Source organism: Geitlerinema sp. PCC 9228 (genome assembly GCF_001870905.1).
In the GTDB taxonomy this organism is placed as follows: Bacteria; Cyanobacteriota; Cyanobacteriia; order Cyanobacteriales; family PCC-9228; genus PCC-9228.
Genome location: NZ_LNDC01000018.1, coordinates 17,663 through 38,056, shown reverse-complemented (window position 1 = coordinate 38,056; position 20,394 = coordinate 17,663). Strand labels below are relative to the sequence as shown.

The following is a 20,394-nucleotide window of genomic DNA, read 5'->3' as shown; positions in this document are numbered from 1 at the left end:
ACGGAGTCTGCTACGAGACCAAGGCTGGACTAACCGAACGCAATCAACACGAATGTCGATTTTTGTACAGTGATTAGGTTAGTCTTGAGGACAAGCAACCGGCAACGAGCTTTCTGTTAGGAAGGCTGCGTCCCAACGATTCGGTTGGGGATGCCCTTGACATTTGTATTGAAATGTGTTATGAAACGGCGTCCACTACGTTTATCTACCAACAATGCCACCAAACTTGCTGCTACTTGCCTGCTGGCTACCGATATGGATGGCACCCTTACCATAAGCGGCAAATTGACGACGCAGGTATTGCAAGCCTTCCAAAATTTACAAAAAAAGCCCATTCCTGCTCTTATCGTAACAGGTCGTTCGGCCGGTTGGGTGAGCGGATTGACGACCTATTTACCAGTTTACGGCGCGATCGCGGAAAATGGCGGTTTATTTTATCCCGCCAATAGCCATCCACCGCGTTTTTTAACCCCCATTGCCGATATTTCCTCCCACCGACAAAAACTTGCCGATGCCTTTGCCAAACTACAAGCGCGCTTTCCTTACCTGCAAGCATCCACCGACAACGGCTTCCGCATAAGCGATTGGACGTTTGACGTCCAAAATATTCCCCCGAGAGAAATACCGAACATCCAACAGTTTTGCCAGGAATTGGGGTGGGGATTTACGTACTCTGCGGTACAGTGCCATATCAAACCACCCCAACAAGACAAGGCAACGGGGTTGCAATGTTTGCTGGCGGTGGATTTTCCCGATTGCTCGCGCGATCGCGTTTTAACCGTCGGCGACAGTCCCAACGACGAATCCCTGTTCGACCCGAAAAAATTTCCCCTCTCTGTGGGGGTAGCCAACCTTCTCCCCTACCGCGATCGCATGAATCACCTACCCACCTACATCACCGCTGCCGCAGAAGGAGAAGGCTTTTGCGAGTTAGTACGCTATTTGCTTTCCTTTCCTTCCACCGGGGTTTAACGGCTAAACCAGCGAAAGTACAAAGAAACCGCAAACTCGCGGATGGGAAATGCCACCCAAGTCAGGGGATTGATGGTGACAATGATATTGCGGGTGTCGCGTTTGGCGGCGTTCACCACCTGTTTGGCAACCCAATTTCCCGACATCACCCCAATGGGATTGAGGTTGCTGCGAAACGGGCCCAAAATAATTTTGCGAATAACACAGGGGGCATCCAACCGCCGCAGGGTCACCAGATCCCCCAGAGTACGCTTGCTGAGTTCGTATAGGGGACTCAAAGCCGGACTCACTTCTGCTTCTGAAGTATTCACCCAAATCTCTTTTTTAGCCATTTGGGCATTGGTCTTCACGGTAGTTAAAAACAGTTCCATTAGCCGCCAACTGGAAAAAGCATTAATTTCGTAAGATTGCGCGATCGCATTTTTGGTTCGATCCCCATGCACGTTGATACCGTGATTGAGCACCAAAATATCGACTTTTTCCAAAAATTCCGCCAGTTGCTCTTCTGCGCCTACCTGCCAGCAAACGGTTTTCAGTGCCACCGACTCGCCGTTCACCTCAATAGAAACCGGGTCCGGTTTCGACGACAGAGCAATGGGTTTGGCACCGTTGCGGTGCAAATGGTACAGCAGCGATCGCCCCATGGTTCCCGAAGCCCCCGTCACGGCTACGGTTTTGCCCTTGAGGGAAAGCGCCGTGCCCAAAACTTTGTCTACCAAAGCAAAAGCCCCACTAAAATAAGCATTTTGATTGTCAAAATGATGTCGCCAGTGATAAGAACGATTGACGAACCAGTTGCTGGGAGGGTGGGCAAAGGGGCCCGGTGCGTGGGTCAAATCCGTAATTTCCGCAGCGCCAGGAATCCCACTACCACGCGCGATCGCCCCAGCGAGAAAACTCAGCGCATACGCTGACCCTGCCAAAGCGCCCCAGTGTGCCTGGGGAGACACCCAAAACGCGATCGCCCAAAAAATTAGACTCGAGAAAATCATCACCAAAGACTCCGGTACGTCATTGTACCACTGAGCTTGGCGGTAAATTTGCGTGCTAACCGGGGTTAAATCCGGACGAAACACCCGATGGTGCCAATTATGCAAGCGTAAAAGCCAGGGAATGGCGTGAGCTAGGGCGTGGTACGTATCCCGTACGACCTCCACCCAAACCACAGAAGCCACTCCCCACATACCGATTGCGAGCCAAAAACCAACCATATTCTTCTTGCCTATCTAATAGATCGATCGAATTGTATGGGTATATTTTGTATTTTCACCCGATTCGGCCATATCTTATCTGGCCGCAGCCGTTCTTTCCCAGTTGCCACCAAAACAGTTAGTTGTCATTCTTCTGATTCCCGATTTTCGCGCGCTTCCGCACTGGCAGCAATTTCTTCGCGTACTTCTGCGAGGGTCCATCCTCTCGCCAAAGCATCGGTCCAAGTTTGGATCCCCTTATAATCTGCTTGGCGGTCGAGCACTTCTTGATAAATGCGGTTAATCAGTGCTTTGGCTTCCAAGGTATTGGCGACTTCTTCGCGCACTTCGTCGAGGGTCCATCCTTCCGCCAAGGCTTCCAACCAAGAACCCAATACCTCGTCCTCCGGTTGGCGCTCTAAAATTTCTTGGTAAATGGTTTCCACAGCCGTTTGTGCTGCCGACGACCCCGCCATACGACGGCGAATGCGATCGAAACGCCACCCGCGATCGCGTGCTTGCAAATATTTCTCAACTATCTCTGGGGTCGGTTCCTCCCCAGTCATTTCTTCGTACATTTGCCGAATGCGGGTTTCTGGGTCTTCCACGAGTTCCCGCGCTTCCGATTGTGCTTGTACGGTGGCTGGAAAAAAAGCGATCGCGGTGGGTGGCAGCATGGGAACAACCGCCACTGCCATGGTTGCCATCCGCACCATACCAGCAGCAACAGGACGGTTTTTTTGAACGAAGCTAGAATATAAGAAATTCATACGAGAGATTTAAAGTTCAAAAGGAATATTTTCCGTACAAATAGGATGATTTTGCCAATTTTCATCCCCATTTTCCTATTTTTTCCCTGCATCCAGGATATATAGGCAACTTTTTTTTTAACCGGCCATCTTCTAAAAACTTCAGAAAATCGAAACCACCAAGCATGGAAGCATGGGAAAATAACCAGACAGCCACCATCTTCCCCCTCTTATCAAACCAGGAACCAACCCTATGGCAGACCGAAACATCCAGCAGCAGCTAACCACATTTGCCTTAACTGGCTTGGCAAGTAGTTTGACTTTTCTCTACCTACCCACCACGGTTGGGGCACAATCAGATACCGAAACAACCGAAGAAACCGAAGCGAGCGAATCCCTTCCCCCCGAATCCCTTCCCGTAGCCAATGTATCCCTAACCAATGGCTTGGTCACCATTGAGTTAAGAAACCAAATCGCCGGCAAAGTATACTACGAAGTTCTTGGAGAAACTGGTCAGCGGACGTTAGACGGTTCTTCTCAAGTAACCCTTCCCGCTTTGCAAGCACCAGTAAGCATCAATTTTTACCGTCCCAACGGTCGATTTATTTTGGTAGAACCGGAAGTTCCCGCCACTCCCGGCGTCGCGATTATCCATTTTCGCCCCACAGACCAGCAAGAATCGGACCGTCGGGTACTGACAATTCAGGAAAATGGTGCTATTGTGTTCAATTAGTGTAAATTTCGCGAATATCGTCCGGCAACTCCGCTTCCAACTGTTGGTATCCTTGCTGTAACTCTTGCCAGACCTGCGCTGGTGAAATATTTTCTCCTTCCGCTTGCAGATAAGCAGCAATTCTGGTTTCGCTCCAGCGAAAGGTTTGGGCCATAACCACCATCAGCCGCATGCGGGGGGGCAACCGATTGAGCGCCAGCTGCAAGTAACACCACAACGGAGGTGGTGCTGCCTCCAAAGAATAATGAATTTCCTCGGTTGGTGGTAGCTCGGTTTGGTTGATACAAAAACCCGTTAAATCCACCAGCCAATTTTGTAGGTTAAAGCTCTCTCCAGCAGCGTTGCCATGCAGGTCCAATCCCAGCATTTCGTGGTAAATATGCCGCCACGTTAAGGCAAATAAATAATCTGCCTGTACGGGAGATTTCATGCCGTGGTGGATGAGCGAATAAACCACTGGCGCGTAACGACAAAAAAGAGCCGTAAAGTATTTCCCCCGGTCGGGATAGCGCTGGAAAAGCGTGAGCAAATCTCGATCGCTCTGGTGAAACAGCGACTGAATGAGGGGGTGATTGAGTTCGGGACAGGAAAACGCCAAAGACACAGTAGGATAGTCTTTCCTCGTCTGCTAGCCGTCAAGCGATGGTGACTCTTCTCGAAGATGGTCCCGGATCTTCCGGTAACCAATCATGAATTGGGGAATCCTAAACCTAGGATAGCTTGTTTCGACTGGTTGATAAAGCCAGTTGCGATCGCTTTTCGATCGACCCCCCAATTTTTTTAACAGGAAATTTCCCAATGGCAAAACGGCGATCGCGAGCTACAACGCCCGCACGCCGAATTTTTTGCATGCCTTTTCTACTAAAAAATCCCTCCAGAAAAATCCCAAAAAAAGCCATTTTGGGGATTGTTTTTTCTTGTTAAGATATATAAAATGGTGGGTAAGGTCAAAGAACCGAATTGAACGCTACGGAAAAACAATAAGGAGGTGACACCAATGGTTAGAGCAGTCAACCAACAACGGACCCACAAAGTGGTGGACCTGCGGGAAAACATTCTGGTAACCACATCGCTTCCCAACGCAAGCATCCCCGCTTTGCGGTCGGGTTTTGCTGGATATCCTGCCAATCCCCGTTGGAACGCGATCAAATTTCACGCTTGGAAACTCGGACGCCAGTGGCGACGGGAATGGCAACAAGGAAATTTGGTGGTTCGTGCGAGCGATTCCATGTTGGTAACGCCGGCAGAAGATGACGCTCCTGAGAGCGAACCCGAACCTACCGAGTTCGAGATTTTAGCAACACCAACCGCTTTCGCCATGTAATTTAGTAAGGATTGTACGCTCAGACAACCATGAACGACGAGGGATCGAGCAGTAGTATGTGGGGCGCACCCTTTGTGCGCCCTATCGTTTTTAAAATCAAAATCTAGAAAATCATATGTATAGAAAAAAAGCTGGTGGTCGGATTTGAACCGACGACCGTCCGCTTACAAGGCGGGTGCTCTACCACTGAGCTACACCAGCGCGCGAAAGCTATTGTAGCAACTTCCCAAATCTATATTATCCCACATATACTGGGTTGCTGTCTAGAAAAAACGATCGCGATCGCTACAATTCCCGATAGGCAGCATACACCGCACGTACGTTGTACCAGTTAAGAAAAATCCGAGAAATCTCCAACGCCAGTTGCGGTTTTCCCCGGTCGATGAGCCACTGCAAAAAAGGTGCCATGGTTCGTTCGTTCAACAAACCGCCAACAGACAGCAATCCCCACAACATCCAATGCAGCCAGGTCATTTGGATAGCCAAACGCACTTCCCAAATGGGATGCTTTTGATAGAATAACACCCCCATGCGCCCCCGTTGCACCTCTTTTTCCACCAAAGCCGGTAGCTGGTCCAGGGAAAAAGGTGGATGCCAGTGGTAGCCAACTGCCTGCGGAGAGGGGATGAGTTTGAGACCTAATTTTTTTAAGCGTACCCCCAACTCCAAATCTTCCCATCCATACAACTGGAACCGCGTGTCGAACCACCCAGCTTGCTGGATCCAATGCTTGGCGATCGCAACGTTTCCCGTGGCAAAATAAGCAGCAGAAAAATCAGTAATTTTGTAAGGTTCCGCAGTTGGGTTGTGGAAATTGCAGGTATTCACCACCCGACCGTAGGTAAAAATAGGAGCCGTTTGTGGGGATTTTTGCTGCCGGCGGCTAGCGGCAAGTAAAGCCTGGCTGTGGGATTGCAAAAAAGTCGGCGTCACCACCAAATCGCTATCGATAAACACAATAATATCTCCTCGCGCCCGTTGCACTCCCAAATTGCGTGCGGCCGCCGGACCTTGGTGGTCTTGCTGGTACCATACCACATGGGGAAACTGGCTTTGATGCTGGCAGAACCAACTGTAGGAGCTATCGGTAGAACCGTCATCAACCACAACCACTTCGTATCCAGCCATCTCCGGCGATAGTTGTTGCTCTTCTAGCGCCTGCAAACACTTTTGCAAGATGGGTTGTCGGTTGTAGGTGGGAATAACAACGCTAATATACACGGCAGTGCTAGGGCAGCTTTGCTGTTAGATACGCTACCAAGAAAGCAGCGCGATCGCAATTATATTTTTATGGTATTTTTGGCTCGTAGCTGGTTTCAAAGGAAATCTAATGAAAATGCTTGGCGTGTTGTTGGTCATTGGATTGGCAACGGTGGGTGCTGCGGAAGGATTGAACAAAATTTTAGCGCCAGAAACCACCACCGAACCATCTACCGCCAAATATACCAATTGTACCTGTCGTTGCCCATCGCCATAGAACTGTTAATTGACATGAATTTTTCAAAAACTCTAAAATCCCAATAGAAAGGATCCCAAGCAAGCAACCCCAGACAAAAAAAACAAGGGAAGCGCCCGATCGTTCCCTTGGTTATCCCGATGGCCTTCTGTTATTTATAGCGATAATATGTTAACTGAGCCAGCGGGTGCGGGAAGTCGTCAAACAATTGCCGAAATTTCCGATTTGAGAAATAACAAAACCCGTACTGGTGGGAAATCAAACCAACTTGTATCCGCGAAACTCCCAGGGGAAAACCAGTGAAAGACCCAATCTGGGTGAAAAAAACCAAGATTTAAAACAGGGCAGCCGTAAAATTGTCTCTAACGAAATTGCTAGAATATGCGGCAATCCCCATACAGGAAGTGCTGGAGGCTTGTCGAGAGCACAATCATCGATTTTCTCCATCGCCGGATCGCTCGTCCGTTTTCTTTTCTGCTGCTAAAAAGACCAAAGCATTCACAATCGCCGCTGCGATCGCCGATCCCCCTTTGCGGCCGGTGACGCGAATCTGCGGAACTTGGGTATGCGCCAATGCCTCCTTCGCTGCTTCCACCGCCACAAACCCGACAGGAACGCCAATAACCAAAGCCGGTGCCGCCATTTTGCGTTCGATGGCATCCACAATCGCCAGTAACGCCGTAGGAGCATTGCCGATGGCGAAAATCCCGTTGGGATACATTTCCAGCAAATGAGTAATACCGGCAGCGGTCCGGGTTGTGCCCTCACCCGGATAATCCAACGCACACAGGGGAGCGGATTTACCAGCCTGGGAGAGGGTCCTGTGAATGCCCACGCCCACCATACGCACGTCAGTAATCACAGGTGTGTTTGCTTGTATGGCGCGAATACCAGTAGCGATAGCTTGGTTTTCAAAGCAAAATAAATGTTTGAGGTCGAAATCAGCCGTGGAATGAATGGCACGACGAACGATGGCATATTCCTGGGGAGTAAAGTTATGCTCGCCAATTTCGCGATCGATAATAGCAAAACTTTCTGCGGCAATAGGATGGAGTTGCATGTTGGTGATGGAAAGGATAGAGAAAAGATGTCAGGTGTATTTTAGGATATGGTATCCGTTTTGCCAAACCGAACTACCAATTTTGTACGATTTCCAATAATTCCTGGGGGTGAGAAATTAAAAAATCTGGGTGGTAGGTTTGGAGAATTTGCTGGGAGTTGAACCCCCAAGTAACGGCAACCGAGGCAATCTGTGTTTTTCGAGCCGCTTCAATGTCGCGGGTTTCATCCCCAACGTAGAAAACGTTTTCAGGGGCGAGATTTTCTTGTTTGAGCACTTTTTTGAGGAGTTTGTGCTTGCCAAAAAGCGTCCTTCCCGATCTAATAAAAGAAAAAATATGGCTAAGTTGGTGGGTCTCTAGAAAAAGGCGCACATTGTTTTCTTGGTTGGAGGTGACAATTCCCAGCTGTAAGTGGGATTCTTGTTGCAGTTGTTTCAATATCAATGGCATGCCAGCAATGGGTTGAACTTGGGGAATTTCTTGTTTCATTTCCTGGCGTACCCGTCGCAGGAGCAAAGGCAGCTGGAAGATAGAAACTTGAGCGTTTTGCAAGATTTGCCGGGAGCTGATATTTTTCAAATAGACAAGCTGCTCGGGGGTTGTAGGTGGATAGCCAAATTCGTCCGCGAGGCGATTGGTAATCCGAACAATTACTTCTAAGGTATCTGCAATGGTACCGTCAAAATCAAAAAGAATCGCTTGAGGAGTCATTGGCTTGTTGGCTATCTGTGTTCGTACTGCAGCCTATTGCGCAACGGTTGTTTTTGTTGAGGAAAATTGGCTGAATGGGAAACGAAATGCTTGATGAAGGTGTGATTAAATTTCAATGCGACTGGCATCAAGATAGGGCTTTTACAGCCTCTCGCTTGCAGTCGCTGATGGCTTGGCGCGATCGCATGTACGAATTGGGTTTGATTGGCGTTGGGGAAGATGGAATTGGTTTTGGCAATATTAGCATGCGGTGGAACAACTCTTTTCAATTCGTGATTTCTGGCACCCAGACTGGAAACATCGCCCATCTCTCCCCGGAAGGTTACACCCTCGTCACTCAATTTAACATTCCCGAAAACCGTCTTACCTGCGTGGGTCCGGCGAAACCCTCTTCGGAGTCTTTAACCCACGCGGCTATTTATACATACAACACCAGTGTCGGTGGGGTCATTCACGTACACCACCACCAACTGTGGCAGCAACTTTTGTTTTCGGTTCCCACAACCCGGGAGGAAATTCCCTACGGAACCCCGGAAATGGCCCAGGAAATCTGGCGTTTGTTTGACTACGAAGATTTGATGCGTTATGGCATTCTGGCGACTGCCGGTCACCAAGATGGCGTAATTGCCGTAGGTAGAAGTTTGGAAGCGGCAGCGCAGGTTTTGTTACATTACTATAAAGCTATACAATAAAGTAATGAATGCAAGCGTCCCCTAGAATAAAAGGTGGGGCAGTTTATCTGCTAGCAAGCAACAAGGAGTTAGACAAATTATGGCTTTTGATTACGATCTGCTGGTTATCGGAGCAGGTTCTGGTGGTCTTGCTGCTTCCAAACGCGCCGCATCCTACGGAGCGAAGGTTGCAATCGTAGAAAACGACTTAGTAGGGGGAACTTGCGTTCTGCGCGGGTGCATTCCCAAAAAATTAATGGTCTATGCGTCGCGTTTTTCCCACCTGTTCCAAGATGCGGTGGGATACGGTTGGGAAAAAGTAGGTCCCAAATTTGACTGGAAGTATTTAATTTCGGCGGTAGACAAAGAAGTGCGTCGCCTCAGCGATCGCCATATTAGCAATTTAGAAAAAGCTGGTGTGGACCTCATCTCCGGTAGGGGAGTTTTGGTGGATAGCCACACCGTTGCCGTCGGCGAGAAAAAAATCACTGCCGATAAAATTTTAATCTCCGTCGGCAGCAAGCCTGTCAAACTTCCCATCCCCGGCATCGAGCATGTTTGGACCTCCCGGGATATGTTTGGTCTGTCCGAACAACCCAAACGCTTGGCTGTTGTGGGTGGTGGCTACATCGGCGTAGAATTTGCCGGTATCATGAACGGTTTGGGAACCCAAGTCACCGAAATTATCCGCCGCGATTACATTCTCCGGGGATTTGACGGCGATGTGCGTCGGGAATTACAAGAAGGCATGACGCGCAACGGTATTAGCGTATACAGCAATACCACAGTCGAGAAAATTGAAAAAAGCAATGGCGGATTGCAGCTTACCCTGGCGGGAGAGAAAGCCGGAACTCTGGAAGTAGACGGAGTGCTGTATGCTGTAGGAAGAAAACCCAATCTGGAAAACCTCGGCTTGGAAAATGCCGGCGTGGAAGTGAAAAACGATGCCATTGCCGTCAATGCCTACAGCCAAACCAGCCAACCCAATATTTTTGCCGTTGGCGATTGCACCGACCGCGCCAACCTAACCCCGGTTGCCATTGATGAAGGTCGCGCCTTTGTCGATACCGAATTTGCCGGCAAACCCCGCCACACGAACTACGACAACATTCCAACGGCAGTTTTTGGCGACCCAGAAGCTTGCAGTGTTGGCTATACCCAAGAAGGTGCCATCGAAGAATTGGGAGAAGACCGGGTGGCGATTCACCGCGCTAGGTTCAAACCTTTGTACCACAACCTCACTGGTGCCGAGGAAAGGGTGGTCTTGAAATTGGTGGTCAATAAAGAAAATGACCGCGTTTTGGGCGCTCATGCCGTTGGCAAAGATGCGGCGGAAATTATCCAAGGCGTTGCTGTGGCGGTCACCATGGGGGCTACGAAGAAAGATTTCGATGCTACCATGGCACTGCACCCATCCACTGCTGAGGAATTTGTCACTATGTAATGGCGGTTGCCAAGTCGCTATGGACACGGCATAATTGTAAGTTCTGCTAGGGGCGAATGGTGGTTCGTCCCTAGCTCTTTTTTGGCTTCGGGATTTGCTTGCCTATGAGTGGAATTGCGGTCATGCTAATGGCAGCCATCTTTCTGGCTGTGGAAAATGTTCTCGTGCGAGTCCTTTTTCAGGGCAGTTGGTTTGGGGGATATTGGGTGGGGGATGTGTTGCCAGCAGATTTTGCTCATACGTTGCTTTTTGTGCAGTGGCGCACGTTGGTGATGGTGCTGCTGTTGGCGTTGCTGTCGTTTAAATTTTATTCTCCTACGTTTGCTGATATTAAAACTTTGGTTTTGGTAGCGGAAAAACGTCGGTGGTTGTGGTTAAATATTTTGAGCGGTGGGATTTTTTTTGTTAATGTCCTTTTGCTCTATTTTGCTATTGGAAATGTTCCGGCTGGGATTGCGATTACGTTGTTTTTTATCCATCCGGTGGCGGCTGCTGTTTTGGCTTGGGTTTGGTTCGGTGCGCGCCCAAGTAAGTTTCGCAGTGGGATTATGCTTGTCGTTTTATTCGGTTTGGTGGCAGCAACTGGCCATTTCCAGTTTCACGGTGAGGGCAATTTGTTGGTAGGAAGTTTGGCTGCACTTGCTGCTGGTGTTGGATTTGCTGGTTACGCTACGATTGCCCAGCAGTGTTTGCGTTGGGTGCATCCTATTCCTTTTTCTTTGATAGCGTTTTTTATAATGTTTTTGCTTACAAGTATTAGTATTGTCTGGTTGCAAATTTCGCCGCCGGTAGGTACGCAAATACCACTACTTTTTTGGAGTTTACTTTCGGGGGCAGTGACGCTAGCGGGTTTGTTGTTTCACAATATGGGAATTGGTTTGGTCGGAGCGCCGACTGCTGCTTTGGTGGGCGCGAGCGAACCAGTTTTTACCAGCTTGCTGGCTTGGCTGCTCTTACGAGAAACTTTACAGCCAGGGCAAGTTTTGGGTGTTCTTCTGGTAACCATTGGAATTGCTGCTTTAAGTATTGAGCGGCGACGAAAAGATTAATTTTTGTTAATGTTTCCGGATTGCTGCTGAATCTATGGGAAATGTCAAGCTCAATTTCTGGCAATTGACCGCGGAAACGTATTAACCAAAATTCGATGATATAACGAAATATTAACACATAACGGCTACCAGAGGTAGCTATTTGCCAACATACATAGTAAAATAGAAAACATAGATATGTCTATTTAACCATCTCTTAACAAGTTTTCTATTAAGTATGTCGTTGCACGGAGACATAAGTAGTGAGTAAAAGCGCGCTCCTAGAGTCACCAACTGTAGAATTAATTGACTGTCAAAAAGAACCCATTCACATTCCCGGTTCGATTCAACCCCACGGGATTTTATTGGTTTTGCAAGAGCCGGATTTGCAAATTCTTCATGCTAGTACCAATACCAAAGATTTCTTTGGCGTGCCGGCGGAATCGTTGTTGCAAAAGGATTTAACTTGTTTGCTCAATCGCTTTCAGGTGGAAAATCTCAAAGACGCGATCGCGAACGCAGAAACCTTAGCCGAAGTTAATCCCATTTCCCTATCCATTTCATCCCACCGCGGACATGGTTGGTACAATGGCATTCTCCACCGTACGCAAGATTCCCTATTTTTAGAACTAGAACCCACCGCCTCCAAACAATCTCTAGAATTTCTCGATCTGTACCATCCCGTACGCAATGCTGCAACCAGGATTCAAAAGGCACAGGATTTCCACAGCTTGTGTCAAATTGTAGCCAAGGAAATTCGCAATTTGACTGGGTTTGACCGGGTCATGGTTTACAAGTTTAATCACGAAGAGCATGGTGTGGTGGTGGGAGAAGACTGCGGTCAGGATATTCCTTCCTATTTGGGATTGCACTATCCCAGTACGGATATTCCCCCGCAGGCGAGGGCGCTGTATTTGAAAAATTGGTTGCGCATTATTCCCGATGCCAACTACGCAGCGGTTTCTGTAGTTCCCGAACGCCACGCCCATACCGGGCAGCCACTGGATTTAAGCTATTCGGTGCTGAGAAGCGTTTCGCCGCGCCACGTGCGCTACCTCCAAAATATGGGAGTGAGTGCTTCCATGTCCATTTCTATTATCAAAGATGGGCAATTGTGGGGGTTGGTGGCTTGCCATCACTACCAGCGCAAGTACATTCCCTACGAAATTCGCACGGCTTGCGAGTTTTTAGCCCAAGTGCTATCTTTACACCTTCCTTACAAGGAAAATCAAGAGGACTACGCTTACCAGTTACACTTGAAAACGGTGCAAAACCAGCTGATTGAGTACATGTTCCAGGAAGGGAATTTTGTGGATGGTTTGATGAAATACCAGCCTAATCTCCTGGAAATTGGCAAGACAGATGGGGCAGCCATTTGTTTGGATGGCGAGTGCAAGTTGGTGGGCAAGACACCGTCGAAAAAACAAGTGGAAAATATTGCTCGCTGGCTGGATGGTCAGCATCGAGATGTGTTTTCTACCGATTCGCTGGTCAAACATATTCCTGAGGCGGAGACTTATAAAGATATAGCCAGCGGACTGCTCGCGATCGCGATCGCGCCCCACCAATATGTCATGTGGTTCCGACCGGAAGTTATCCAGACGGTTACTTGGGGAAGAAATCCCCATTACGTACCCGATCGCAGCAGCGACGACGAGCCTTCGCCGCAAAATTCCTTCCAGGAGTGGAAAGAACAGGTCCGCTGCAAGTCCCTCCCCTGGCAGAAAGGAGAAATCGAAGCGGCCACCCAACTGCAAAATGCCATTATCAAAATTGTGCTGCATCAGTTTCAGAAACTAGCTCAAATCAATAAAGCCCTGCAAGAATCGGAAAAACGGGAACGGGAGAAAGCTGAAAAGCTGCAAATGACCTTAGACGAACTGCAGCGCACCCAGGCCCAGTTGGTGCAAAATGAGAAAATGTCTAGCTTGGGTCAGTTGGTAGCTGGGGTGGCGCACGAAATTTGCAATCCGGTCAATTTTATCTACGGCAATCTTTCCCATGCGGATACCTACGCTCAAGATTTGATTGATTTGGTGGAAATGTACCAGCAGCACTATCCCGATCCTGGGGAAGAAATTGCTGCCGATGCTGAGGAAATTGACCTGGAGTTTTTGAAGGAAGATTTGCCGAAGATTCTCTCTTCCATGCAAGTTGGTGCCGAACGCATCCGCGGTTTGGTACAGTCGCTGCGCAGCTTCTCCCGGGTAGATGAATCGGATATGAAAGAAGTGGATATCCACGAGGGGATCGATAGTTCCCTGTTGATTTTAAATCACCGGTTGAAAGCGCGCGCCGATCGCCCAGCGGTACAGGTGGTGAAGGAATACGCCGATTTGCCGCTGGTGGAATGCTATCCTTCCCAGCTCAATCAGGTGTTTATGAATTTGCTGGTGAATGCGTTGGATGCGTTGGAAGAGCGCGATCGCCATCGCTCTCAGGAAGAGAAAAAAGCCAATCCCAGTCAAATTAAGATTGCCACCGAGTCGATCGGGCAAGGTGAAGGCAATGGTTGGGTGCAGGTTTGCATCCAAGATAATGGTGCCGGGATTTCCGCATCAGACCGCGAGCGGATTTTTGAACCGTTCTTTACCACCAAATCGAGGGATAAAGGAACGGGGATGGGATTGGCGATTAGCCATCAGATTGTGGTGGAAAAACACCACGGCAGGATTGCATGTCATTCAGAACCGGGGAAAGGAACCGAGTTTGTTATGGAGATTCCTATCCAGCAGCAGCCGGTAGCGGAAAAATCAGCTTAGGTGGCGATCGCGGTCTTGTTGCTAACTGTTTGCATGTATTTGGATCTAAACTAGGAAACGTACTGCCCTTTGCTTCGATGTCCATGCTGCTGCAACCGCAAGACCGCAACCAACTCGATCCCAGCGATGACAGTCAATTTTATGCCTTTCCCCGTTTTGTTACCCACGTGGATGAAGGGTTCATTGACCGCCTAAAGAAACTCTACCGCGATCGCATCCCCTCTCACGGCCGGGTGTTGGATTTGATGAGTAGTTGGGTTTCCCATCTTCCCGAGGATGTTCCCTACACAGAAGTGGTGGGTCACGGCATGAATCGGGAGGAACTGGCGAAAAATCCCCAACTCAGCAGCTATTTCGTGCAAGACCTCAATGCCAATCCCCAGCTACCCCTCGCCGATGCCAGGTTTGATGCGGTTTTGATCGCCGTTTCCGTGCAGTACTTGCAATATCCAGAAAAAGTGTTTGCCGAAATTCGTCGAGTTCTCGTGCCTGGTGGCGTGGCGATTGTGAGTTTTTCCAACCGCATGTTTTATCAAAAGGCCATTGCTGCCTGGCGGGAAGCTGACGACCGCGAACGTTTGGAGTTGGTGAAACGATATTTCCAAAACGCCGGTGGATTTGGCACTCCAGAAGCGATCGCGGAACCTTCTGCCACTCCTAATTTGTTGTTTTACCTGGGGTTGTTTCAGGGAGATCCCTTCTACGCCGCGATCGCCGATCGCAAATAATTTCCAACAGACAGCGCTCATTTCCAGAAGGAGGAAGCATCGCTTTCCCTCCCCCTGGGGACATTCCTTACCCAGAAAACCCTTCTTCTGGTTCTCCGTTGAGCAATTCCGCGATCGCTTTGCCTTCTGCCGGTGGTGGTGTCGGTCGTGTATGGCGCGCATCGGTAATCAACCAGTCCAAAGCCGCCGCTTGTACGTCGATGGTAGCGCCGGTTTTGTCCACGCAGTAACGTCCAAAGACCAGTTTGTCCATCAAACGGATACCAGGACCCAGCCGGGAATATTCAAAAATCACACTGCGTTCCACCGTAGCACCGCTGCAAATTTGGCAGTTGGGACCAATCGCCGCCGGACCGATAATTTTGGCACCATCCTCAATCTTGGTCATACCACCGATAAAGACCGGACCTTGGATGTCCACCTTATCCCAGTTCACCGCTACATTGAGTCCCGTGTAAACCCCTGGTGCCACGCACTTACCTGGAATAGGAACGTTGCGGATATCCCCTTGCAAAACGCCACACATGGCGCGCCAGTAATCCGGCACTTTGCCAATATCCACCCACTGAAAGTCCATACTCAGACCGTAGAAAGGCGCACCCATTTCCACCAACTTAGGAAACAGTTCGCCACCGATATCGTATTTTTGACCGGAGGGAATGTAGTCCACAATTTCCGGTTCAAAAATATAAATTCCCGTGTTGATATCGGTGCTGATGGCTTCTTCCACCGGGGGTTTTTCTTGAAATGCTTGAATTCTACCTTCCTCGTCTGTGGATACCACGCCGTAGCTGGACACTTGGTCCTTGGGAACTGGCTTGAGAATTACCGTAGCCAACGCGCCTTTTTGCCGGTGCCACTTGACCGCAGCACTCAAATCCAAGTCGATCAGCGCATCGCCGCACAATACCACAAACGTATCGTCGAAAAAGGGATGAAAATCTTGGATGCGACGAATGCCGCCAGCCGATCCCAAGGCTTCCCCGACCAGGGTACCTTTTTCGTCAATGTACCCTTCAAACGAGTATCCCAATTGCACGCCAAATCGCTGGCCGTCGCGGAAATAGTTTTCAATTTCCCTCGCCAGGTGGCTAACATTGACCATAATTTGGTCGAAGCCGTGTTGGCGCAGCAATTCCACCAAAAATTCCATCACTGGCTTTTCCAGGATGGGAATCATGGGTTTAGGAATATTATAGGTAATGGGGCGAACGCGGGTACCCTTCCCCGCTGCCAGAATCATGGCTTTCATTCGATCTTACCCGCTAACAACTCCCGCTCAGCAGCAGACACCGTTCTGATGAACCTACACAAGCCTGAACAAGTAACGAGCGAACTACCGGCAACTGGTGTTGAGTTGCATACAAGCATATTCAAGCATGCTGCTCGTATCCGACTGGAAACGGCAAGTGGTAGATCGCCTTCGTTTTGACGGCTAAGTTGGCTGGAACTTTTCATTGGTGGTTTTCCGGAAAACCAGGCGGGATGAACTGCTTTCAGGAAAACCAATTCAGGCTTTACCATCATACTCTAAAACAACTTGCTGGTTTCAGCAGCAAAAATTTGGTTGATTCCGTCTCTTTTGGCGAAATTTTTATAGAATCTTACCGAAAATTTACATTTGCTTTATTTGGAGGCGGATGGGGGAGCTGACAGCGATCGCTGGTTTTGAGAAACCGGGGCCTCCAACCAGCGCATGCGTATATCCCCATAGAAACGTTCCTGCCATAACTCCACTTTAGACTGAGCCGATAGCACCAACAAGGCCCAAAAGACCCGCACTTTCTCCTCCTGCATTTCGTTTCCCCGCGACCAAGCCAGCAAAAGATGTTCCAACGATAGCCAGGAAGTTTCCGCTGCTAGGGAAGGCCAGTTTTCCTGCAAAAACTTTTCCAAGGCGGCGGCGGTTTCGGTTACGTTTTCTTCCTGGGTCAGCCGCGTAATAGACTGGACGGTCCGCAGGCGATTTTGCCGGTGGCTGCGGCGCTTTTGCCGCGGCTTTTGGGGTTTTTCCTGCATCACCTGCGCCACTTTTTGCAGCTGTGCCAGCAATTCTTCCAGAGAAGCTTGCCGTTTTTGGGGTTTGGGGGCCACTCCGCGGCGGCGCAGGTATTTTTCCAGACGGGGTGGCAGGGAGGGTTCGCTCCCGTTGGCGGTGGCATCTAACTCCGCTTCCCCATCTGCTGTTGCTTCGGTTTCCTCCGCCTCCAAACTTGCCAACAAATCCAATCGGTCGGCTTTCAGCAATACCAGCATGGAGGCTTGCAAAAAAGCCTGACCGCTGAGGGAAAGTTCTTGCTCCTGAACTCTTAAATCGCTTTGGGTGGCAAAATCCAACTGGCTGAGGTAGCGGTCAATCGCCTCGATGACGCGCACATCCCAGGGGTCAATTTCTCCCCGTTGTGCGCGTTCGATGATTTGCGAAATGCTTTGAGAAAGTTGGGTCAGAATTCCCAGCGCTTTGGACATGCTAGGTATAAATTACTGGGTTGCCTGTGTTTGCGATTCTGTAGCTGCTGGTTCGGTGGCGTTGGTTTGGGAGGAAGGCTCGTTATTTTGGGATTCGTCGGGAGGCAGCTGCGGTTGGGTGTTGGCTTGTACTTTTTCCAATTCCTGTTTGAGGGTTTGAATGCTTTCTTCTTGCTGTTGGATGCGTTGTTCTTGCTTTTTGATTTTGCGTTTTTGGGGTAGGGATTCCAAGCTTTGTTGCAAGCGCACCCAAAGGCTAAATATCCAGGCTAGCACGGCACCCAGTCCCAAAGCAAGAATTAAGGCAATGGAGAGGGGAGGTTGAATATCCAAACCGGGAATCAGATGAATGGTGACGGGATCGGTGTTGCGAATGCCGAAAATAACGAGGGCCAGGCAAAAGATGAAAATCAGCAGGAAGTTAATTTGTCGCATCACGATCGATTGTCTCACTCCTTGGTTGCTGGTTGGCGGTTGGGAAAAGTTCTCGTTCGAGCCATGCTTGCAGGGTTTGGTTGACGATTTCTGCTTGTTCGTCGTAAACGCAGTGACCGCCACCGTCAATTTCTACAAGTTGGACCCGGGGATTTTGTTGCAGGTACGGACGCACGGACGCTAGGGGAACCACGCGATCGCATTTTCCCCATAGTAGCAGGATGGGCACCCCAACGTGGGCGAGCAAAGGCGCTACCGCACTGCCGTAACTGGGTTGGCTACTGGCACGCACCAATCGGGTTAACACGCCTAGGGTACCGCGATCGCGCGGGGGAGTGGCAAATAAATCGACCAACTCTTGGTCTACCAGTTCCCGACGCTGGTAAATTCCCAACAGCGATCGCCGCAGGAACCAGGGCTGCCGTGCCAATTGTAAGATGGGAAAAATGGTGATGGGAGTCGCCAAAATATTGACCAATCCCTGTACCCACCGCGGTGCCGGTTCTACCTGGGGAAGAGTCACCATGGCCAAGCCACGGGCCATATGCGGGAAATCGGCTACCGCACGCAGCGCAATCGCCGATCCCAAGGAATGACCGACGATAACTACTGGTTCGCCAATCCACGTCTGCCAAAAATCGTACACCAATTCCGCCCAAAACGGGATACTGTAGTTGGCTGGGGCTTTTTGCGAACCTCCAAACCCGAGAAAATCCAACCCATAGATGCGATGGCGTTTGCTGAGAGGCAGCAGGTTGCGACGCCACTGACCCAACTGGGCACCAAATCCGTGTAAAAAGAGAATTGGCAGGGTCTGTTCGGTGGGGAATTGAGGTGGCAAACTCGTATAGCGAATTTGCCATCCCCGCCAGATCCAATCTCGCTGCCTGCCTAATTGGGAATTGTGCGAAGGATTGGTTGTGTTTTGGTTGATGTTTGCCAAAATCCCACCCTACAATCGATAGCTGTTGTTTTGCTTTCACCCATGCTAGACGGTATGGTCTGGTTCGCGACTGTGCGGTTGTGAGGGGGGAATCTCGCTCACCAGTTCGTACACATCGGTTTCTGGCGCGCAGGCAAACAAAGGATTCATTTTTTGCAGAATTTTCTGGTACTCTTCGTTTTCGTTGGCTTGCATGTTTTCCAGGCTATCCCAAAAAATGACGGCGATGCCTTTGTCGGTACCGGGTTTTTGCAGCAAGTACGCTCCTTGAAACCCTTGCATGTAGGTGGAAACTGCTTGGGAGTAGAGTTCCTTTGCCTCTTCAAATTTGCCTGGTTGAAATTCTCCAATGGCTACGAAAGCAAATTTGTGTTTGAGAAAGTCTGTGAATTCGTTCATAAATGGCTTAGCGTGCAAACAATTGATATTCGTTTTGCCAAATAGCGTACAGGTTAGCGCGATCGCGAGCAACTGCTAATTAGGATCCAATTTATTCTGCCAGAACGAGTACAATTTTTTCTAGAGCTTGACCAAATTCAACCATTGCCAACCAGCCAATACCTATGTCTGCTACCACCAACCAAGAACAACAACAGAAAATAGAACTTTTCAATCGCTGGGCACCATTTTACGACCGCCTGTTTCCCACAGTCTTTTACCAAGCCATCCACCAACGGCTGCTAGCGTATGTAGACTTGCCGGAAACGCCTCAAGTCTTGGATTTGGGATGCGGTACCGGACGGTTGCTGCGACGTTTGAGCGAGCGCTACCCCCAACTATACGGCATTGGCATCGATCCATCACCGGAAATGCTGCGCCAAGCCAGGCGTTCCAAACCGCGATTTTCAAAAGACACCACCCCATCGCCGCGTTTGATTTTCATCCAAGGCAGTGCGGAAGCCATTCGAGCTACCACCGCCCAATTTGACGCCGTTTTCAATACCATCAGTTTTCTCCACTATCCCCATCCCGAACCAGTTCTCTCGGAAGTTCATCGAGTTCTCAAACCCGGCGGTTGCTACTACCTGGTGGATTTTGTCTGGCAACGGCAAACAGAGCAAGTTCAATTACAAGCCGCTGCTGGAAAAATGCGCTTTTACGGGTTGTCGAAGCGAGAAGAGATGGGACTGGGAGCTGGTTTGCAGACGATAGGACATTATACGTTGTTGGGACCGGTGGTTTTGACGGTGTTTGTTAAGTAGGGCATACTGAGCGTGCTGAGCATGGAGACATGGGAGACAAAAATAAATTTATTTCCTAAATCTCCTAATCTCCCACCCTCGGTACGCTCGGTACACGCCTATACTATCTCTGAGCATCAATATCGAGCTCATTTTCCAGGGTTTCCACCCGATTTTCTAATTTATTCAGACGTTGTTTGAGTTCGATGGCGAGAGTGGCTAGGCGGTCGAACATGGGGTCGTCGCGAATATCCGATGGCGGTATGTTGCGGTTGGGGGATGGTTGGGGGGTGGTGGTTGGTGGTGGTTGGTTGCTGCGTTGCTGGCGCTGCAGATGGCGGATTTCTCGTTCTAGACTGCTAATTTGCGATCGCAGGGAAAAAACAGTGTTTTCCAGGCGGGAAAGGCGCGATTCTAAGGCCGATGCTTCTGCTTTGGCGTTGCCGATAATGATAGCGATCGCTACTAGCCACGCCAATCCCATCGCGATCGCCCTTTGCCAAGGTTTGAGATGGCGAACCCTCATGGGAACTTTGG

At 49.6% G+C, this 20,394-nt stretch carries 22 protein-coding genes and 1 tRNA gene; 10 read left to right on the top strand and 13 right to left on the bottom strand.

Features of this window, described 5'->3' with window-relative positions:
* Window positions 1-180: 180 nt before the first annotated feature.
* Window positions 181-972, top strand: coding sequence for an HAD-IIB family hydrolase (locus tag AS151_RS01245; protein WP_071515256.1), 792 nt, complete (start codon window positions 181-183; stop codon window positions 970-972).
* On the opposite strand, the gene AS151_RS01240 is transcribed toward AS151_RS01245, so the two are convergent.
* Window positions 969-2,183: a bifunctional sterol desaturase/short chain dehydrogenase gene (locus AS151_RS01240; protein ID WP_071515255.1), complete on the bottom strand. Its 1,215-nt coding sequence runs from the start codon at window positions 2,181-2,183 to the stop codon at window positions 969-971. The genes AS151_RS01245 and AS151_RS01240 overlap by 4 nt on opposite strands.
* 125 nt (window positions 2,184-2,308) lie before the next feature.
* A complete protein-coding gene (locus AS151_RS01235) occupies window positions 2,309-2,932 on the bottom strand; it encodes a DUF4214 domain-containing protein (protein ID WP_071515254.1) in 624 nt (207 codons plus the stop codon).
* A 232-nt stretch (window positions 2,933-3,164) separates the two neighbouring features.
* On the opposite strand from AS151_RS01235, the gene AS151_RS01230 reads away from it, so the two are divergent.
* Window positions 3,165-3,644 (top strand): hypothetical protein, encoded by a 480-nt coding sequence (locus tag AS151_RS01230; protein ID WP_071515253.1) that lies wholly within the window; start codon window positions 3,165-3,167, stop codon window positions 3,642-3,644.
* On the opposite strand, the gene AS151_RS01225 is transcribed toward AS151_RS01230, so the two are convergent.
* Window positions 3,637-4,248: a sigma factor-like helix-turn-helix DNA-binding protein gene (locus AS151_RS01225; RefSeq protein ID WP_244532805.1), complete on the bottom strand. Its 612-nt coding sequence runs from the start codon at window positions 4,246-4,248 to the stop codon at window positions 3,637-3,639. The genes AS151_RS01230 and AS151_RS01225 overlap by 8 nt on opposite strands.
* A gap of 393 nt (window positions 4,249-4,641) precedes the next feature.
* Here AS151_RS01225 and AS151_RS01215 point away from each other — a divergent pair, with 393 nt between their 5' ends.
* On the top strand, window positions 4,642-4,968 hold the full coding sequence (locus AS151_RS01215; RefSeq protein ID WP_071515251.1) for a hypothetical protein: 327 nt from the start codon (window positions 4,642-4,644) through the stop codon (window positions 4,966-4,968).
* Window positions 4,969-5,097: 129 nt separating this feature from the next.
* Here the strand turns inward: AS151_RS01215 and AS151_RS01210 are convergent.
* Together AS151_RS01210 and AS151_RS01205 are read right to left on the bottom strand one after the other, a co-directional pair.
* Window positions 5,098-5,169: transfer RNA gene (locus tag AS151_RS01210), tRNA-Thr, on the bottom strand.
* Window positions 5,170-5,253: 84 nt separating this feature from the next.
* Complete coding sequence (locus AS151_RS01205) at window positions 5,254-6,189, bottom strand: glycosyltransferase (RefSeq protein ID WP_071515250.1); 936 nt, start codon at window positions 6,187-6,189, stop codon at window positions 5,254-5,256.
* Between the two features lie 109 nt (window positions 6,190-6,298).
* Here AS151_RS01205 and AS151_RS21825 point away from each other — a divergent pair, with 109 nt between their 5' ends.
* A complete protein-coding gene (locus AS151_RS21825) occupies window positions 6,299-6,445 on the top strand; it encodes a hypothetical protein (RefSeq protein WP_170861270.1) in 147 nt (48 codons plus the stop codon).
* A 409-nt stretch (window positions 6,446-6,854) separates the two neighbouring features.
* On the opposite strand, the gene AS151_RS01200 is transcribed toward AS151_RS21825, so the two are convergent.
* Complete coding sequence (locus tag AS151_RS01200; RefSeq protein ID WP_071515249.1) at window positions 6,855-7,484, bottom strand: precorrin-8X methylmutase; 630 nt, start codon at window positions 7,482-7,484, stop codon at window positions 6,855-6,857.
* A 73-nt stretch (window positions 7,485-7,557) separates the two neighbouring features.
* Window positions 7,558-8,196 carry an HAD-IA family hydrolase gene (locus tag AS151_RS01195; protein ID WP_071515248.1) on the bottom strand — a complete coding sequence of 213 codons (639 nt, stop codon included), beginning with the start codon at window positions 8,194-8,196 and terminating at the stop codon, window positions 7,558-7,560.
* Between the two features lie 74 nt (window positions 8,197-8,270).
* Here AS151_RS01195 and AS151_RS01190 point away from each other — a divergent pair, with 74 nt between their 5' ends.
* The 5 genes from AS151_RS01190 to AS151_RS01170 all read left to right on the top strand — a co-directional run bounded on the left by AS151_RS01190 (window position 8,271) and on the right by AS151_RS01170 (window position 14,829).
* Complete coding sequence (locus tag AS151_RS01190) at window positions 8,271-8,888, top strand: class II aldolase/adducin family protein (RefSeq protein ID WP_244532804.1); 618 nt, start codon at window positions 8,271-8,273, stop codon at window positions 8,886-8,888.
* A 79-nt stretch (window positions 8,889-8,967) separates the two neighbouring features.
* On the top strand, window positions 8,968-10,311 hold the full coding sequence (gor, locus tag AS151_RS01185) for a glutathione-disulfide reductase (RefSeq protein WP_071515247.1): 1,344 nt from the start codon (window positions 8,968-8,970) through the stop codon (window positions 10,309-10,311).
* Between the two features lie 104 nt (window positions 10,312-10,415).
* On the top strand, window positions 10,416-11,360 hold the full coding sequence (locus AS151_RS01180; protein WP_071515246.1) for a DMT family transporter: 945 nt from the start codon (window positions 10,416-10,418) through the stop codon (window positions 11,358-11,360).
* 242 nt (window positions 11,361-11,602) lie between these two features.
* Window positions 11,603-14,101 (top strand): ATP-binding protein, encoded by a 2,499-nt coding sequence (locus tag AS151_RS01175; RefSeq protein ID WP_071515245.1) that lies wholly within the window; start codon window positions 11,603-11,605, stop codon window positions 14,099-14,101.
* Window positions 14,102-14,187: 86 nt separating this feature from the next.
* Window positions 14,188-14,829, top strand: a complete 642-nt coding sequence (locus AS151_RS01170; RefSeq protein ID WP_071515258.1) for a methyltransferase domain-containing protein — start codon at window positions 14,188-14,190, stop codon at window positions 14,827-14,829.
* A 67-nt stretch (window positions 14,830-14,896) separates the two neighbouring features.
* Here AS151_RS01170 and AS151_RS01165 read toward each other — a convergent pair whose 3' ends face one another.
* The 5 genes from AS151_RS01165 to AS151_RS01145 form a co-directional block, all read right to left on the bottom strand.
* Window positions 14,897-16,081 carry an NDP-sugar synthase gene (locus AS151_RS01165; RefSeq protein ID WP_071515244.1) on the bottom strand — a complete coding sequence of 395 codons (1,185 nt, stop codon included), beginning with the start codon at window positions 16,079-16,081 and terminating at the stop codon, window positions 14,897-14,899.
* 374 nt (window positions 16,082-16,455) lie between these two features.
* On the bottom strand, window positions 16,456-17,298 hold the full coding sequence (locus AS151_RS01160; protein ID WP_071515243.1) for a ScpA family protein: 843 nt from the start codon (window positions 17,296-17,298) through the stop codon (window positions 16,456-16,458).
* A gap of 12 nt (window positions 17,299-17,310) precedes the next feature.
* Window positions 17,311-17,751 (bottom strand): LapA family protein, encoded by a 441-nt coding sequence (locus AS151_RS01155; protein WP_244532803.1) that lies wholly within the window; start codon window positions 17,749-17,751, stop codon window positions 17,311-17,313.
* Window positions 17,720-18,676, bottom strand: a complete 957-nt coding sequence (locus AS151_RS01150) for an alpha/beta fold hydrolase (protein ID WP_244532801.1) — start codon at window positions 18,674-18,676, stop codon at window positions 17,720-17,722. Before AS151_RS01150 ends, AS151_RS01155 begins: the two co-directional genes overlap by 32 nt.
* Before the next feature lie 45 nt (window positions 18,677-18,721).
* The gene (locus AS151_RS01145) at window positions 18,722-19,075 is read right to left on the bottom strand and encodes an antibiotic biosynthesis monooxygenase (protein ID WP_071515241.1); all 354 of its coding nucleotides are present in this window, start codon (window positions 19,073-19,075) and stop codon (window positions 18,722-18,724) included.
* A gap of 164 nt (window positions 19,076-19,239) precedes the next feature.
* Here AS151_RS01145 and AS151_RS01140 point away from each other — a divergent pair, with 164 nt between their 5' ends.
* Window positions 19,240-19,878, top strand: coding sequence for a class I SAM-dependent methyltransferase (locus tag AS151_RS01140; protein ID WP_071515240.1), 639 nt, complete (start codon window positions 19,240-19,242; stop codon window positions 19,876-19,878).
* Window positions 19,879-19,981: 103 nt separating this feature from the next.
* Here AS151_RS01140 and AS151_RS01135 read toward each other — a convergent pair whose 3' ends face one another.
* Entirely contained in the window at window positions 19,982-20,383 is a 402-nt protein-coding gene (locus AS151_RS01135) for a hypothetical protein (protein WP_071515239.1), read from the bottom strand.
* Between the last annotated feature and the right edge of the window lie 11 nt (window positions 20,384-20,394).

What these genes read in the sequence shown, in the direction of transcription:
- AS151_RS01215 (WP_071515251.1), top strand. Translation starts at nt 4,642, where the DNA reads ATGGTTAGAGCAGTCAACCAACAACGGACCCACAAAGTGGTGGACCTG.
- AS151_RS01135 (WP_071515239.1), bottom strand. Translation starts at nt 20,383, where the DNA reads ATGAGGGTTCGCCATCTCAAACCTTGGCAAAGGGCGATCGCGATGGGA.
- AS151_RS01160 (WP_071515243.1), bottom strand. Translation starts at nt 17,298, where the DNA reads ATGTCCAAAGCGCTGGGAATTCTGACCCAACTTTCTCAAAGCATTTCG.
- AS151_RS01145 (WP_071515241.1), bottom strand. Translation starts at nt 19,075, where the DNA reads ATGAACGAATTCACAGACTTTCTCAAACACAAATTTGCTTTCGTAGCC.
- AS151_RS01180 (WP_071515246.1), top strand. Translation starts at nt 10,416, where the DNA reads ATGAGTGGAATTGCGGTCATGCTAATGGCAGCCATCTTTCTGGCTGTG.
- gor (WP_071515247.1), top strand. Translation starts at nt 8,968, where the DNA reads ATGGCTTTTGATTACGATCTGCTGGTTATCGGAGCAGGTTCTGGTGGT.
- AS151_RS01165 (WP_071515244.1), bottom strand. Translation starts at nt 16,081, where the DNA reads ATGAAAGCCATGATTCTGGCAGCGGGGAAGGGTACCCGCGTTCGCCCC.
- AS151_RS21825 (WP_170861270.1), top strand. Translation starts at nt 6,299, where the DNA reads ATGAAAATGCTTGGCGTGTTGTTGGTCATTGGATTGGCAACGGTGGGT.
- AS151_RS01140 (WP_071515240.1), top strand. Translation starts at nt 19,240, where the DNA reads ATGTCTGCTACCACCAACCAAGAACAACAACAGAAAATAGAACTTTTC.
- AS151_RS01230 (WP_071515253.1), top strand. Translation starts at nt 3,165, where the DNA reads ATGGCAGACCGAAACATCCAGCAGCAGCTAACCACATTTGCCTTAACT.
- AS151_RS01195 (WP_071515248.1), bottom strand. Translation starts at nt 8,196, where the DNA reads ATGACTCCTCAAGCGATTCTTTTTGATTTTGACGGTACCATTGCAGAT.
- AS151_RS01235 (WP_071515254.1), bottom strand. Translation starts at nt 2,932, where the DNA reads ATGAATTTCTTATATTCTAGCTTCGTTCAAAAAAACCGTCCTGTTGCT.
- AS151_RS01190 (WP_244532804.1), top strand. Translation starts at nt 8,271, where the DNA reads ATGGGAAACGAAATGCTTGATGAAGGTGTGATTAAATTTCAATGCGAC.
- AS151_RS01200 (WP_071515249.1), bottom strand. Translation starts at nt 7,484, where the DNA reads ATGCAACTCCATCCTATTGCCGCAGAAAGTTTTGCTATTATCGATCGC.
- AS151_RS01240 (WP_071515255.1), bottom strand. Translation starts at nt 2,183, where the DNA reads ATGGTTGGTTTTTGGCTCGCAATCGGTATGTGGGGAGTGGCTTCTGTG.
- AS151_RS01245 (WP_071515256.1), top strand. Translation starts at nt 181, where the DNA reads ATGAAACGGCGTCCACTACGTTTATCTACCAACAATGCCACCAAACTT.